The sequence below is a fragment of the Psychrobacter sp. H27 genome, assembly GCF_059072655.1.
In genome coordinates this window covers 2,557,668-2,573,690 of record NZ_JCACRX010000001.1, presented here as the reverse complement: position 1 = coordinate 2,573,690, position 16,023 = coordinate 2,557,668, and the positions used below count along the sequence as shown (strand labels likewise).

12 protein-coding genes and 1 tRNA gene are annotated in these 16,023 nt (G+C 36.0%); 6 read left to right on the top strand and 7 right to left on the bottom strand.

The window, feature by feature from the left end; translation table 11 throughout:
• Positions 1 to 33: 33 nt before the first annotated feature.
• Positions 34 to 696 carry a c-type cytochrome gene (locus AC5JPY_RS10525; protein WP_493852421.1) on the bottom strand — a complete coding sequence of 221 codons (663 nt, stop codon included), beginning with the start codon at positions 694 to 696 and terminating at the stop codon, positions 34 to 36.
• Between the two features lie 367 nt (positions 697 to 1,063).
• Between AC5JPY_RS10525 and AC5JPY_RS10520 the strand changes: the two genes are divergently transcribed.
• Positions 1,064 to 1,140, top strand: a tRNA-Arg gene (locus AC5JPY_RS10520).
• A 298-nt stretch (positions 1,141 to 1,438) separates the two neighbouring features.
• On the opposite strand, the gene AC5JPY_RS10515 is transcribed toward AC5JPY_RS10520, so the two are convergent.
• The 5 genes from AC5JPY_RS10515 to AC5JPY_RS10495 form a co-directional block, all read right to left on the bottom strand.
• Positions 1,439 to 4,024 carry a hypothetical protein gene (locus AC5JPY_RS10515; protein WP_493852420.1) on the bottom strand — a complete coding sequence of 862 codons (2,586 nt, stop codon included), beginning with the start codon at positions 4,022 to 4,024 and terminating at the stop codon, positions 1,439 to 1,441.
• Positions 4,025 to 4,062: 38 nt separating this feature from the next.
• Positions 4,063 to 6,117 carry a hypothetical protein gene (locus AC5JPY_RS10510; RefSeq protein ID WP_493852419.1) on the bottom strand — a complete coding sequence of 685 codons (2,055 nt, stop codon included), beginning with the start codon at positions 6,115 to 6,117 and terminating at the stop codon, positions 4,063 to 4,065.
• A 138-nt stretch (positions 6,118 to 6,255) separates the two neighbouring features.
• Positions 6,256 to 6,576 (bottom strand): hypothetical protein, encoded by a 321-nt coding sequence (locus tag AC5JPY_RS10505; protein ID WP_427568370.1) that lies wholly within the window; start codon positions 6,574 to 6,576, stop codon positions 6,256 to 6,258.
• A 31-nt stretch (positions 6,577 to 6,607) separates the two neighbouring features.
• Complete coding sequence (locus AC5JPY_RS10500; RefSeq protein ID WP_371532712.1) at positions 6,608 to 6,886, bottom strand: hypothetical protein; 279 nt, start codon at positions 6,884 to 6,886, stop codon at positions 6,608 to 6,610.
• 225 nt (positions 6,887 to 7,111) lie between these two features.
• Positions 7,112 to 7,333: a helix-turn-helix domain-containing protein gene (locus AC5JPY_RS10495; protein WP_225735171.1), complete on the bottom strand. Its 222-nt coding sequence runs from the start codon at positions 7,331 to 7,333 to the stop codon at positions 7,112 to 7,114.
• Positions 7,334 to 7,457: 124 nt separating this feature from the next.
• Between AC5JPY_RS10495 and AC5JPY_RS10490 the strand changes: the two genes are divergently transcribed.
• The 5 genes from AC5JPY_RS10490 to AC5JPY_RS10470 all read left to right on the top strand — a co-directional run bounded on the left by AC5JPY_RS10490 (position 7,458) and on the right by AC5JPY_RS10470 (position 15,162).
• Entirely contained in the window at positions 7,458 to 7,673 is a 216-nt protein-coding gene (locus tag AC5JPY_RS10490; protein WP_021813684.1) for a hypothetical protein, read from the top strand.
• A gap of 2 nt (positions 7,674 to 7,675) precedes the next feature.
• Positions 7,676 to 8,851 (top strand): Arm DNA-binding domain-containing protein, encoded by a 1,176-nt coding sequence (locus AC5JPY_RS10485; protein WP_371532758.1) that lies wholly within the window; start codon positions 7,676 to 7,678, stop codon positions 8,849 to 8,851.
• 118 nt (positions 8,852 to 8,969) lie between these two features.
• Positions 8,970 to 11,507, top strand: coding sequence for a hypothetical protein (locus AC5JPY_RS10480; protein ID WP_371532714.1), 2,538 nt, complete (start codon positions 8,970 to 8,972; stop codon positions 11,505 to 11,507).
• Positions 11,507 to 14,572, top strand: a complete 3,066-nt coding sequence (locus AC5JPY_RS10475; RefSeq protein WP_443526827.1) for a tyrosine-type recombinase/integrase — start codon at positions 11,507 to 11,509, stop codon at positions 14,570 to 14,572. The genes AC5JPY_RS10480 and AC5JPY_RS10475 overlap by 1 nt, the downstream gene beginning before the upstream one ends.
• Positions 14,569 to 15,162 (top strand): hypothetical protein, encoded by a 594-nt coding sequence (locus AC5JPY_RS10470; protein WP_290176785.1) that lies wholly within the window; start codon positions 14,569 to 14,571, stop codon positions 15,160 to 15,162. The genes AC5JPY_RS10475 and AC5JPY_RS10470 overlap by 4 nt, the downstream gene beginning before the upstream one ends.
• Before the next feature lie 209 nt (positions 15,163 to 15,371).
• Here AC5JPY_RS10470 and AC5JPY_RS10465 read toward each other — a convergent pair whose 3' ends face one another.
• Positions 15,372 to 15,761: a DUF6122 family protein gene (locus AC5JPY_RS10465; protein WP_290176786.1), complete on the bottom strand. Its 390-nt coding sequence runs from the start codon at positions 15,759 to 15,761 to the stop codon at positions 15,372 to 15,374.
• Positions 15,762 to 16,023: the final 262 nt, after the last annotated feature.

Below are 16,023 nucleotides of genomic sequence, written 5' to 3'. Positions count from 1 at the left end.
ATCCTAAAAGCTTTGAGAGATAGTTAATAAGAATTAGCTGGCTTCTGCAACCATATAATCTACAGCGTTTTGGACTTCTTCATCAGGAATATCCGCGCCACCTTTGGCAGGCATCGCATTAAAACCGTTGATAGCATGAGTGTATAAGGTTTCTTTACCCTTTGCTATACGTGGTCCCCACGCACCAGCATCACCAAAGATAGGTGAACCCAGCAAACCTGCTGTGTGACAAGTCTGACATACCGCGTTATAGACAGCTTTACCATCACGAGGACCATCACCCGCTGATGGACCAGCAGCACGTGCTGTTACATCACAAACCTCATCGTCTTCAAAACAAACATTAGCAACAGGCTGAATACGAGCAATTAGATTCGGGTACAGCGCGATCAGTTTTTGGACTTGCGGTGTGTCTTGCGGGATCGGCTCTTCGTCAGCGGCGGGTGCTACAGCGGCGGTTTCTTCGCCATCTGCTGCTGCCTCTGTGCCGTCTGCTAGTGCTGCTTCGTCTGTAGTCGCAGCGCCATCTGTGGTATCTGCGGCGGCTATAGGCTCACCACCTAACGTCTGCGGCGCCTCTTCTACAGCATCTTGTCCTTCTGCTACATCAGACACAGATACAGGAGTGTCTACAATATCTTCAGCTTGGCTCACCGCGATACTAGCGATTCCTAGAATGGCAGCTGCCGATAACATAACTACTTTTCTCATTCGTCACGTTCTCTTATTACGTATACAAGGGCTGAGACGGCTCGGACATTCTGTCTGTCCTCCTTTGATGACCTCTAAGTCCTCAATAGCAGACAGCCATCCCGCGTGCCAGCGCACTTGTAATCGGTGATTATAAATATGAATTCTCCCCAACATTATAAGGGAAAAGGCAGGTAAATTGCCATGCTTGTTTAATGACTTGACTGTTTTTTCTCAAAAAACCTCAATCACAGCTGTCATTCATTGGCTTTATGCATTTTATTTGTTAGACTAAGCGGTCTTTATTTACAGGCACTTTATGCTGGTTATCATGCTGATCTAAGCGTGACACTCTGGCATACCGTTATCATATGCGCTCGTAGCTCAGTTGGATAGAGTATCGGTCTCCGAAGCCGAGGGTCGTGGGTTCGATTCCCGCCGAGCGCACCATTATTTATAGCTTAAGTTTTATTCAAGTTTCGCCTCAAACATTATATTGTTTGAGGTTTTTTTGTGTCTATAATTTCCTTTAAAACCTTTATCTATAAAGCCTAGCTATTGTGTCTTCATCAACCCTTAAGAAGCAGTCTACTCTTTAATAACATAATCGCGATAAGTTTGTGGGCATGCACTCTACCCTTTAAAAATTGGTGACCACCTGCTCGGTGACCAAACGGTGACCATTTTGTGACCAAGGTTGTTGAAGGTCGGTGATGGTTATCGACTCCATTGTCGAGGTAGTTAATCGCTAACTTAGCAACCCATTTTCAATATACCTAGTTGCTCGCTTCACCTCATAGCTATCTGACTTTAATAAATTATCCCAAACATCTAAGCATAGACTCAGAGTAACATCATCCTCATCATCGACCGCTTCATCATATATTCTCTGCAATATTTTGGTTAATTTATCCATTTCACTGTAAACAATTTGTTTAGTTTCATCAGATAGACTGGCTGTAGCTATTTCAATAAATAACTGTAATAACATACTTTTAAAATCACTTAAACATAAAACATGGTTTTCTAAAGCGTAAAATAAATGGTATAGCTTTTTGTTCACTACTTGAGAGTTCATATATATATCAACTAGTTCTTCAGTAATACCTTTATTCCAAAAATTCTTTTCTCGAATACAAGATAGCAAATTTCCTCTTACTTTCTGTGAATCATCGTTAAGTAAGGACCTATATACTTCAACTAGTTTATGTTCTTGTTCTGCATAATCATCCGTGGTCAGAAGTTGAACTAAAACTTGAGCAACACCTAGCTTAACTGACTCATCAGCCATTAAAACAGAGAATATTTCTTTTGCAAATAAATCGTTAAAGAAGTAACGGGCGAAAATTTGTGTGCCAGCCTGCCTACGAACCTCTTCGTACTCAGAAGTAAGCATAAGTCTAACTAAATCTATATACTGATCTTTAAATTTATCTATGAAAGCTGAATTAAAAAAATTATAAGATTCATAAGCACAGCTCATTCTTAAGTCAGATTTACATAAATCTAGAAACCTTTGCAATGCATAATTTATGTCGTAATTTAAGAAAGGAGTCAATAATCTGACTGCTACTATTTTTACAGCTGGATGAGGATCATTTATAGCAGAGTCAATCAAACTCAGATTATCCCGTGCATACTCTTCATTATCCCAAAATATTTTGGCAATACCACCGTATGCAATCCCTCTATAACAGTTTATAGAATTTTGCATTAGACTCTCAGCAGTAGTGTGCTCAGCACCTTCTCCCTCTTGAGGGTCATATACATTGAGCTTGTTATTGTTCGGATTGGATGAGTGAAGAGCAATATCAATAAGCTTATCTAGCATATCAGGATGGTCTATAATCTTTGGAGTATCTGTTAATAATCTTGTCAGTGCTTGACTCTCATCAAAACCTTCAAAATGTCTAATAACTTTGTAACGAAGGTCTAATAGGCAAGGTTGCCAGCTTTCTTTAAAATCTTCCGCTAAATTAGATGAATTGTTATCTGCCAGTCCATAGTAAATATTCTCAATAAACTTCTCATTGATATTTTTTGGCAGTGTTAATGATAGTTTTGCGAACCTCTCAGGCTCATTTTTTACAGCTGTACTTAGACTATTAGAAAATGCGCGTATACTGGATTCTGTAATATTCCCCCTATCTAAAGGTTTCATCTTCCAAGTACTGAAACGTTCTTCGTTTGTGAGTATAAGCTTTGTCCATGCTCTATCAGATAATTTATTCGCTTGTGGTATAGGTGAAACAACTGCACCACCATATGAAGAATCATATGAATAAAAATAAGTATCGCTACAACCTTTAAATCTTCTTTGTAAAACATTATATAAGTCTATGGATTTTTTGCTGATACGATTATCATCAAGTTTATTAAGTAAGAAATATTGAGCTTCTCCCCAATAACTTGTCCAAAAGTTTCCAAATTTTCTTCTCATCTCCAACGCATACTCTATACTCTCAAGATCTTTACTAAGCCCGATACCTGATATTACAATTTCAAGGCAATTAAAAATCTCGTCCTCACAATATGGTGAAAATTTATCAATCAATTTTCCAGCCAGTACCCATCTCGGCTCTTCATAATCATTCCCACAAGCTAACCTAGTAGTCGGATTATCTAGGAGCCATTTAATAATTTGATCAGAATACCCAATGGGTAGATTGAGCAACAGATTTGCAATAATGTGCTCTACAACTGGATGCTTATTCGTTAAATATAACGTCAGTAAATTGAATAGCTCATCTGGTTTATCTGTATACTGTTTACCTGCTTCGAAAAAAATACCTAATACACCTCTTACTAAAGAATCTCTATGTTCATTAAATGAATGTCTTGCGCTGTAGAGCCATATTCTTGTATAAGAGCTTTCATTAATTGAGCTATTAATTATTTCGAAGACCTGAAGCATTAACTCTTTAAGAACATCGTAAGGCAGAGCTTCTGAGATACTTTCTAAGTCTTCGATTTGACCTTCTCTCCATACCTTTCGGTGTAGATGCTTAACCGACTCTTCAGACTCCTTTATATCCAGACTCGAGTCTGTTAATTCTTCTTTATAACCTTCTAAAATTAACTGTATTAAATCAATCGCCTTTCTCGGATAGCTTTTTGCTAACTCATTCCAATCAATGTAATTGACTGCACAACCTAGTTGTAAAAGCTTTTTGCGTACTTCAAACATCTTTTCTGAATCATTTTGAATGTTCCAGCTCAAAGCAGAATAGCATCTATTATTCCACTCCTCAGATATACCGATAAATGGCTCAATTTCTTTTAAAACAATATCAGGTGCTTTGTCAGCTATAGAGCTTAACAATCGAATAGCCAAACCAATTTCCGAGTCAGATCCATTCAGCCATCTGGAAATTATATTTTTTCTGAAAGCACCGTAACTAGTTGTGAATGTCCAAAACAAGCATGGTCAATAAAAGGCTGACTTAACTCTTCATTATTTATAAGACTTGTAATCAAATTACGCATAGGCGTTTTAATAACTTTGATCTCGCCAACCATATTTATAGCTAAGTACTTGATATGGAAACGAATTTCGGAGCTATCAAACAATGCTGAAATATTTTCGCAAAACACTGATTGTCTGGATTGTGATAATAGTTTTAAGGCATATTTGATATGCTCTCTTCGTATTAGTGTTTGTTCAGACTTAGAGCCAATTTCTTTAAGAAAGTCGTCGCTTGACTGTCGAGCAATATCAAAAAGGCGTTTTCCCAAGTGGTAATCGAATAGTGCTTGATGCTGAAAGCTAACCTGATTACCTGTCTTATTAAAAATACCGACAGATATTATTGCCTCAAGAACATTGGGATTGTGACTGCATAAAGCGTTAATTGATATAGAAAACTGCATCTCTCGGCTTGCTTTTTCTATAAAGTCATCAATAATGGTGTTAGCCGAACTTAAATCATTTATAGCATTGTTTAGTTGCTTCAATCTATCAACCCAATACAAACTTATAAGGTCGCTTTTGCTGTTAAAATTGAGGCTGCCCTGATCATTCTTTATAAGCTGTATGTAAAAACTTAACCATATTGGAATTTTCAAAATAGTCTGCTTGACAGGTGATAACGAGTCATAATTTTCGTATGGTGAAAGTAATTTTTTAACTTCTACAACAGATAGCTCTTTTATTGTTATATGCGCTACTTTATTATTTAGACTTGAAATCCAACTTTGTAATTGAATATCTTCGTTTAAATCAAAGTCTCTACAAGCTAAAACTAGACTAATATCATAGTTATCTTTCCTTAGTTGAATCACTTGATACGCAATTTGTTGACAGACTTGTAAAGCACTGCTTGAGTGACTAGCTGTCCAACGTATGGCGTCTAATTGATCCAAAATAATAATAGCTTTTTTAGCGCCTGCAAACTTATTTAAGCTAAATACAGGTGAATGGCTAAAACCTAAATCATCTCCAAAAGCATCTGCATTTTTTTTAGGACGGTTTCGATCTAATCGTATTGGTAGACATATATGACCCTTCTTTTGCATCTCATCGCACAACTGCAATAGAAAAGCACTTTTACCCATACCCGCTTCTGCTTTAATCAAGGTAATTGGATAGTTATCTATTGAGTCAATACAATTTGCCATTTCAGAACGCTCAATTAAACTACCTTCAATTAAAAAGGGTGTAATTGAATCTCGAAAAGCCTGATTAACACGCTCTATAATAGGGAATAATCTTGTGTCGTTTTCATAAATTCTTTGGTTAAAACCTTGGCCTTTCATACTTTCGAGGAGCTGAAACGATGTAATTGATGAGCGTAAATTGTTATCAGTGGGATAATTTTTTAAGTAGTCAACTATGTTATTAGAGTTACTACTAAAATTCTTATCGATTTTTCCAATAATATTACGTTGAGATTCAGAGTTAGCAGGAAAAGCAATAACCTCAAAATTTTTCAAAAACTGAATAGCTTTTGCAATATCAATCTCTACATTAATGTTTAAACCTAACTTATGACACAAATCTTCAAATAACTTTCGACGTTTACCGCTCTGGTCAACCTGAAGTTCAATAAAATCTTGAGGATTAGATGTTGTATTTTTAGCGCTCAAACTTAGTTGGGATAGCTGAGTGAATGATAATGGAGATACGACTTTAAAGGTACAATCTGTTCTCTGTATTTGATTAAAGGCTTTTATCAATACACCCGAAATCTCTAGTGATGATAAGGTCCATACATCCGAATTATTGTGACTAGATTTACATTGATGAAACTCTCTAGATCCGTTTGATTTTTCAACAATCAAATCTACGCCTGTTTCATCTTCACCTAATGGCTCTACAGTTACGGAGGTTATCTCTTCCTCAACTAGTCTTAATAATTGCTCAGCAACCCAAAATTCTTCGTAGCTATTACCGAATTTATCTGCAAACCCACCACCTTCTAATGCCATAGCTGAACTACCTTCACTAATATCAGTATACTGAAAATAGTAGCATGAAAGAATGTTTAGAGAAGATAAATATAGAAATCCTTAATCAAAAAAACCAGAGAGCATTAGCAATCTGGTTATCAAGTACATTTCAAATTGTTACCTGCCCATTGTAAGCTGACCACCAGCAAAGCTAATACATGATTCGCAGAACCAAGATGATCGTTTTCTGATATAAGGTATATCCGCTGGTACATCAAGTTGATACGGCCGTCCACAGTACTCACAGTGCACATCATCTAAGTAAGCCTGACACTCTGCTAATACACCAAACAAAACATGATAATCAACACTATACTGTCTACAGAGCATTTCTATATGCTCTACATACCATCCATCATGCCCGTATGCCCAATAGTCTTCACATAGTTGTATGTCGGACTGATCTGCATTGGCGCTAAAAATAAGTTTTAAGCTCATGGTTATCTCCAAACCAAATAGTTGATAGTAATCACAACGAATAAGGAATCTCGTAATGATTCATAATGGCCAAAAATTTGGTTTCAAGATTCGTTAATGCATAATGATTTAGCACTAACCCCTCATTGAGCTCACGTTGGACCCATATCCTAACCGCTTCATCATTGTAGAAAAGGGGGTTAACCCCTAGCATTCTTGCTAACTGCGAGCCCTGTTGTATTTGCAGATTTACCATAAGCTTGGTAGATAGCGATATCGCTTCGGCGCTTAACCAGATTGAAGCATGCGGCGATTTAATAAAGGTGTTCATGTATAATCTCCTGTAGATTAATATTTCTTTCTGTTAGTCGTAATGACTCCCTACAGATTGAATTATACATATATTTTGAGCTGATGCAACTCAAAATAACCTTCTATAGAACTTTTTATTACTTAATAGAACATTTAACTCATTTGAGAAACTATATTGCTGCGTATTATTTGGTGTAATAACTGATAAGCGCAGCACTATCTTGAATTTTAAAAGGAGGAAAGTTTATTCTTCTTCCTTAACTAGCTCATAAAGGTCGCCCACTTCAATATCCAAATATAAGCATAGCTTTTCTACTACCTCTAGATCCACTCTGGTCGCTTCTTCGTTATACATACGTGTGATTGTGCCTCTGTTGACATCTGTATCTCTAGACACATCGGCAATCTTAAGTCTTTTTTCGCCCATAATTCTAGATAAATTACATTTCACCATAACCTCCTCCATAATAAAATAACCTACTGTAGATAAAAATGTCTTGCAAAAGATGATTTTTAGTGTAAATTATGTTCTATAGCAGGTCATAAAGCTATTAGATAATAACACTTTAATCTTTAGTAAGGATTTTACTATGAGTTATACCTATTTAACAACCGAAGAGCTGTCACAACGTATTAAATATGACAGCAAGACAATACGCAATCAACTTAAGGATGCGGTATTCATTGAGGGCGTTCATTACATCAAACCATTTGGAGGTAGAAAAATTCTTTTCATATGGCAAAAGATTGAAGAGTTAATGCTGACAGGCTACGACGATAACATTCCATTTGCAGCGGGAGCGTAATCATGGCGAGTATCAATAGCCGTAATGGCAACCTATATGTAGATTTCCGATACATAGGCCAACGTTGTAGAGAGCAAACCTTACTGGCAGACACTAAGCCTAATCGAAAGCGTCTAGAAAATTTCGTTAGTAAAATGCAAGCAGAGATTCAACTAGGTAGTTTTCGATATGAAAACTATTTTCCGCAGAGTAAAAAGCTTGAGCAGTTTCAAAGCTTAGAGCTCATGAGATCAACGAATAGCCATAAGGACTCAAGCTCAGGATTTGATTGCTTTAGCAGAGTTTGGTTAGAGGAAAAAAAACCGGAATGGCGGTGCTCTCAGATAACTAATGTAGAAAACATACTTAAGATTTATCTATTTCCCTATTTTGGCAATGTGCCACTAAATACCATTAACAAAGCTAAAATAATGGCTTTTCGGGGTAATCTAGTCAAGGAAGGAAATAGTGGACGACTTTTATCAGCATCTCGAATCAACCACATTATGACGCCATTACGTATGGTGATTACCGAAGCATCTGAGCGTTTTGATTTTGAGAACCCTTGGAAGAATATAAAGCCACTAAGTGTACCTAAAAGTAATGTTAGTCCTTTTACCTTAGAGGAAGTCATGCTCATCATTGACAACGTCAGAGTAGACTATAAGCCATATTTCACAGTACGGTTTTTTACAGGCATGCGGACAGGTGAAATTGACGGTTTACCGTGGAAAAATATTGACTTTGAACGTAGACAAATCGTTATTGATCAAGCAATTGTTGGAGGTGTTATAGGTGACACTAAAACTTCCAGCTCTAATCGTATTATCCACATGAATCAACTGGTTTACGATGCATTGATTGAGCAGCAGAGCTTGACTAAACATCGAAGTGAGTTTGTTTTTAGTACAAAAGCAGGTACTCCTTTGAGTCATCGCAATGTGACAAAGAGAGTTTGGTATCCGTTATTGCGATATCTAGAGCTTGATATACGTAATCCCTATCAAAGTAGACATACGGCTGCCACTCTTTGGCTTGCTGCAGGCGAGTCTCCTGAGTGGATTGCTGCGCAAATGGGTCATAGCAGCACTACAATGTTATTCACAGTGTATTCACGTTATGTGCCCAATCTAACTCGTCAGGATGGGAGTGCTTTAGATAAGCTACTGATAGAGCGAGGTATAATACAAAATCCATGAAAATACCTATGTTTAACAAAAAGACATCCAAATAGATGTCTTTTTTCGATTTTAATGCTGGATGCTTTACATTAATGAAGCTACAGTTATTTGAATGCCTTGTAACGGTAGCAGAATAATGGCTAGTAAAGATAGTAACTCTACAAATATTAAGGATTGGTTGAAGCTAAATCTCCTTGATTTCGCTAATGGCCATGATCTTGAAATATTACTTATCGAGCTAAAATTTTTAAAAGATACCTTACCTGAGCAATTTAGATCAGAATTGAAAGATGAGTATCGAACATTGTCTGAATGGATAAAAACATTAGATGTGGATAGTAATTTGACGAAGACGCATGAATTACAGATATACGAAAATGGAATTGCTCATAAAGTATTTTTAGAAAATATTAGAAAGCCTCATCTGCATTTAAAAGAGCTCTATCTAATTACCTTTTTAATCCATCGAGCAGACTCGTCTAAAATAAATACTATCCGTGCTGTCTACTTTTTTCTATGTTTAAGGATGGTTGAGTTAACTGACTATGATAGTCGAATTGAAACTACGCTCGATGAATGCAGATTTTTAACGAACAAAACTCGTGAATTTTTAGTTCCGTTTTTACCAGACGTCACTCAGTCGAAAAATCTGCAAGATATTAAAGAGCGTCTTATTCAAACGCAAGAAGATGATAACTACACTAGATGGCTAAATAGATCTCCAAAAACATTCGAATTAGAGGTGCGAAGATATAAGAATAAGCTATTAAGCGCAGGAGCTTCATTATTCTCTAGCGATGCTCAGTTTGAGATTAACGAACGTATAGCCAAATATCTGTATGAGTATATCCTACCACTCGAAAACTACTTTAAAAATGACTCAGGTATTACCCGAGTAACGACTGAGACTCATAAGATTATAACTATCTTACAAGATAAGGATGACATCACTGGTAATACCGTTAGCGATCTTACCTACATATCAGAAAATACTAGCGAAGAAAACGGATTTGAAGATCGAGAACGACAAGACGATGAAGAGCAATCATTTGAACAAGTCAGTTTCGAGCAGCCTACAAACTACTATTTAGATAAAATTAGAGCTGAACAACAAGTTAACTGTAGACATCAACGGACTTTAAGTCAGGTAACTGATGTAAATGTTGCACATGCTGATGAAATACAGGTTTTAGTCAAATACTTGCTGAGAAATCTGATGAGTTTAGATCTCAGAAGGATAAATGATAATGAGAACAGCGAAAAAAAACCTTCAAATATTGAATATGATCTGGACCATCAAGCTTCTTTGTATTTACTAATAGTTCTATTGACAGGTAGACCTCAATTATTAATATCCGAAGATTTAAAGAAGAGTTACCTGTGCTATCGGTATCCACTGGAATTCACACCTACTCGTAGTAAAGCTCAAGAAAGCTGGGACTCTAAACTATATGCAGAAAATAGTTCCATCCTTCATCTTATCTACCCTACCGTTATTGGTGATATACACTATTATCTATTACATGACATAAGCATAAAGGATCTAGAAGAAATTAGAAACAAGGCTAATGAAAATTTAAAAGCTCTAAATAAGAAAAGCAAAACTAGATTAACTATTAATAAAATTAAGAATTATTTAGAGCACTTCCTTATACACAGTGGACGAGATCACGCTTTAATCAATGTCCTAATTAGTAAACCAATACACCATTCTTCGGCACTTCCTTATTTCAATGTTAGCCAACTAGATTTATTCCTTTGCCAGGACGACTTTAATGAGCATTTGTATGAAATAACATTTGATAAGGTCAACGATGAATCAAAAAAAAATCAGGAATATCTATTTTTTAAATTACCTGATGATAGAGAAATAAATTACTGGGACAAACAGATAGGTAGTGTTTTAGCCGTACAAGAAGGCCGCTTAACATCTATAGTTAGCGATTTAATCACTCGGATCAATTCTTCATTGCTAGATAGGAATACCCTAAACTCTAGATCTATAGTTGACCTACATAATACCTTTACTGATTACTTATATATTTTGCTATCGGTTTCAAGTGGTTATCGTCCAGTGCGTGAACCTTTTGGTAGGCTTATAGATATAGATGTTAGAACCAAGAAATATTTCATCAGCGACAAGGAAAACCGCCAACATACTCGAGGTAGATATATTTATCTACCTGATATAGCAAATCATCAGATTGAGCAGTACATCAAGTATTTAAAGACAAATGTCTTTATTTTAAATAATCTAGATAATAGTCTATGCGATATTTATTCAAATATTCTTGCTAGCAATATTGGACTTATCAGTTATCTAAAGCTGGATGAAAAAACTAATACTATTACTGAAGTCAGTCTCACTCAAACATTTATTCAAGAAAGACTATCTAGGATTTTAGAGTTACCGTCAAACTGGCATCGTCATTTTATACGCTCATATAAAAGCCCAGAAGTTGGAATCTTTTCTGCTAAAAGCAGTTCATCATTATCTGATAGTTTTGGTCATGATGTTATTGGAGCTTGGATGGGGCATGCTGATGAACTTGGTTTCGATTACTACGATAAGCATAGTGGTCTTAAAAGAAGTGAGTTGCGCAGGTTTGCTTATGAGCTTAATAAAATACTTGAGTATAACGGCTTTAAAATTATCTATTTGGAGAATAATTAATGGCTCAGCGTAAATCAGGTATCAAGGAGCGTGCAGAGAATAGAAGCAAAGAAACCTTAAAGCGTAAAAACTTGTCTAAACGAATAGTTAGAGAGTCTATAGATTTTGACAAAATTATTGCATCAAATGATCCTCAAACAATATTTAATGCTATGTGGGAGCAGCTTGATAAAAGATTATTAGAAAACAAACATTTTCAGGGCTATCTTGGTTATGTAGAAGGATATAACGAAGCAGTAAAGTGCTGTCAAGATTATATTGAAAATAAGGACATTGATATTGGTTTTCCAAAGCTTATTGTTACCTCATACCGTCCAAAGTCTTTTAGAAATGAAGTAACCTTTTCTGAAAACCAACAAATATTAGATTTTTATTTGTATTGGATAGATGGTATAGCTAGCAAAGCTTATGAGCTTACTATCACAGATTTAATGCTATCGTTAATTTTCCATAGTGCTGTATTAAAAAAGCTAATATTACAAACGCTTATATCTCGCATCAGTGACAAATCATTAACTATAGAAAGCATATTTGAACTGCCTGTGACAACACTCATTATTGATGACGATAGCTACCATACTAACACTTACAACGATTCAACAGCTGTACATGAAGTAAAAGTCTTTTTATCGCCATTAACGAGCTATTTAATTAAGCTCTATAACAAAAAGGGCAAGACTAAAAAGGTATCGCTTAGTACTGATATTCATAAGCTATACCAAACATTGCAGATGACTAAATCTCTTAGTCAAAACCAACTATCTATGACTTTAAAGAAGTTTTTAATAGGTGCAGTCTATGTTTTAGAAGATTATCTATTTTTAGATCTGCCAGAACATACTTGGTATCTATTAATTGGTTGGGACTCTACCTATGGTCTGTCAACAGCCAATTGGCAGTCTCTAATCTTTAACATATCTCATGAGACCCTTGCCAATGTAACTACTAGCATTGAGTATCATAACGATGTCGTTGTAGAGCCTAGAAAAGCTAACCCTACTATCACTGTCGAGATTGCTAAGCTATTCAAAAAGAATAAAGATGAAAAAATCTCAATGACTACATTCTCAGCTGGCCTCAAACAGCTATATGAACGTTTATCCACGAGCGATGCTCCTTTAAGTGAGATCGCAATTGTAGGTTGGTTACTGACGAAAACAGTAACTTGCAAAAAAGTAAGTAGTGTTCAGACTTACAGCGGCACTATTACGAATCGTTGGTTATCTCTGACGCAGGGTGTTGCTCTTGAGGAGCACACTGAAGAGGATTATATTCAATTTTATAGCGAACTTATTGAACTTGGGAAGTCAAAAGACGCTAAGAATACTATTGCTACTCGTATTGATGAGATTCATGAATATTTAGTTAATCAACATAATATTGAACCTATTGCACCTCTTTCGTCTACCAAGAGAGCACATCATAGGACAGGTTATCTTTCAGAAACTATGTTTCAGGCTATTCTTAGCAGTGCTGACAATCTTGAAATGACTAAAGATGAGCTAGAAGCGGTAAAGCTCGCTCTGATTTTAGGTCAACGCTGTGGACTTAGAATAGGTGAGATAGTTAAGATTAGATTAAAAGATGTGGCTATAACTTCAGCTTATCTAGAGGTGCGTGACAACAAATATGGTAATAATAAAACGGGTTCTGCATTAAGACGGACGTTGTTAGAACAACTTTTGACAGATTCAGATATGTTGTTTTTTAGAAAAGTCGAGCTTATTCGTGGTGAGGGTAAAGGTGACACCTTAATCGCTAACCAAGCGGGTATGGCTTATCGTGCCAGTGATTTATCTAAAATTTTATCTCAGTTAATTAAAACTGTTACAGGACTTCCTCATCTTACGACTCATCATCTAAGACACAGCTTTTTGACTAATTTTCAATTAATGTCATTTATGTATGACCAAGCTAATAATTTTAAGGGACACAAATGTACTCAGGCTTTAAAAGACCTATTACCTTATGACGAAGAAAAGTCTTGTGAAATATTAGCTTATATTGAGACATCACTACAATACAAAAAAATCTATGCCTTAGCAGGGGTTGCTGGTCATGCCAGTCCTAGTACCACTTTTGAATCTTATGTTCATTTGACTGACATTCAGATTGGATTGTTACTTTGGCATATGGATTACCACCTAACGTCTAAACACCATGAATTAATAAGCATTCCTAGACGTTTGAAAAAGCAGTTAGCCGCTTCACCTGTTGCAGTTAATGACTATCTGCTTAACAAGCTCAAACTTAAACCACTGCCTAAACCAAAACATAGTAAACGACTAAAGAGAGCAGATAAAAAATCTACAAAGCCAAAAAGATACTCATTCGATGAAGTTCGTCAGATTCTAGAGGTACATAATAGAGAGGAAGATTTCAAGGAAAAAATGGATGTTTATAAACTTGATCAAAATACTTTTGAAATGTGGCTTGAGAATGCTAGACGGCTCAGAAACGATTCTGCGTTTAAAACCACACACGGTAATTCCAGATTGTTTGCCTCTGATGATAACAGGAGTTTATTACCAGTTCTCGATAGGTATGCTGAAGACAACCACATGCTCATGCAGATGACCAATAAATTTCGTGACTTATATAAGATAAAAGACAATCGAGAACCTATGCTTCAGTTTGTAGGGCTTACGCTTACGAACTCTCAATACTACAAAAATCATATTAGTTTTAATGAAGCTCTGGATCTATATAGTTATATACAAATACTGAGACAACTAGTCTTAAAGAAGAATATTAATTTAAAAATATACCATTATGCACAAGCTAAAGATGACGATAAAAAGGAATGGCAACCTGTAATGAAATTACTTGCCTCATCTCAAATAAAAAATTGTAATGTAGCAGATAAATTGAACGGCAACGTATACAAAAAGAAGATCCGTGCTGAATTATCACTATCTAGCCAAACTGAGCAGACTAGGCTTAATAATAGAGAGAAATCAAATCTCCCAATCAAGCAATGGACCGTTAGAACTTTACAAATTTTCTGTCATTACGCTTTCATTATGATAGGGCAAAGAATTAATTTAGGAGATCACAAGCCATGAATCTGTCAGCAAAGTCTATCAGCATTAACAATAGCACTAAAATTAGTCTTCATCCGTTGGCTAGCCAACTAAATAAGCTAATAGTGAAAGCCTACTTAATTGGTGGTCAAGAAGCCTATATTAAATCTATGCATACTAAGTTTGATTGTTATAACAGTGTACCTATTCATAATGTATCGTTAGTGAATAATGATGTGAATGAGTATTTACTCATTGGTGGTTGTTTTTTACCTGTATTTAACCTAAAAGATCTTAATAACAACAACACTATTTTCTTAAGTTATAAAACCTCTAAAAAAGACTCTAAGCCTGAGCATAAGAAACAAGTTAAGAAAGAATTTGATCAGGATGTGATTGACTTTATATACATGGACTTTATCCGAGCAATATCAATACTCTCGTTAGCTAAACCTGGGCTTATGTATCCAAGTCTTAAAACAATAACGCAAGAGTATAAAAGTCAGATATGGAGTGAAATATTCAATAGGGAATCAAAAACCCCAAAAGATTACATTTTATTAAATAACGTCGCCGATCTGCTTGATACAACACGTGGCACATTGAATAGTCATACTAAACTAAAGAAGTAGCGGTTAGTTCTTTCCGCTATGCCTGATTAGAAACAGAGCTATCTCACTAAGCTTAGAGTAACAAGCTAGACAACCTTAATCCTCGAATTGGAACACAAGCGATCTAATGCGAGGACTTATTCAGGATTGGATAGCGATATATCTACTTCTAGGAGTCATTAAAGAGATGATTTATGAGAGAGATACAAAGGGATGTATTCACAACCGTATTAAAACTTAATAGCTCTGCCTAACCACGCTACCAACTCACGGGCAGGAGCCTGACTCAAACACTGCGGACAATTAATATAGGTCATTATGCAGTCATTTAAATCAGTCAACATATGTAGTAATAACCCTAAACCAATTACCTTATAGGGCTTTGGTAAAAACAACATGCCCGCATATACTGCCATCGCATAATAAGTATGTAGCGGATGGAAATTAATACTACAACGATTGGGCGAAAAGATAGGTGTCGCTAGCAGATGATCTAAATCAACTAGCATGGTTGCTAATAGGATCAAATAAACTCGCTTATAGTCACTACGAAAAAACATATAGGCGATGATAAACGGCATACCAAAGTGTAGAAAATAATGGATAACGGTTTGAGTCATCGCTTTTTCCGATTTAAGAGGGTGTTTTAGAAAGTGTTCTAAGAGTATCATACACGATCTGAGGTATACCTTCACACCTGAAAGACAGGCGCGAATCCACCACCTGGCATACGGAAGTTGGTCATCTGACCGTGATAAACACGCGCAGCAGGTAACATGCTAATCTACCGTTGAGAGACGCCAGTAAACGGTAACTCGGTCTGGTAATGAGGAACGAGTAAACATGCAACTGTATTTATTGCTATGGCTATTTTTGGAGGAA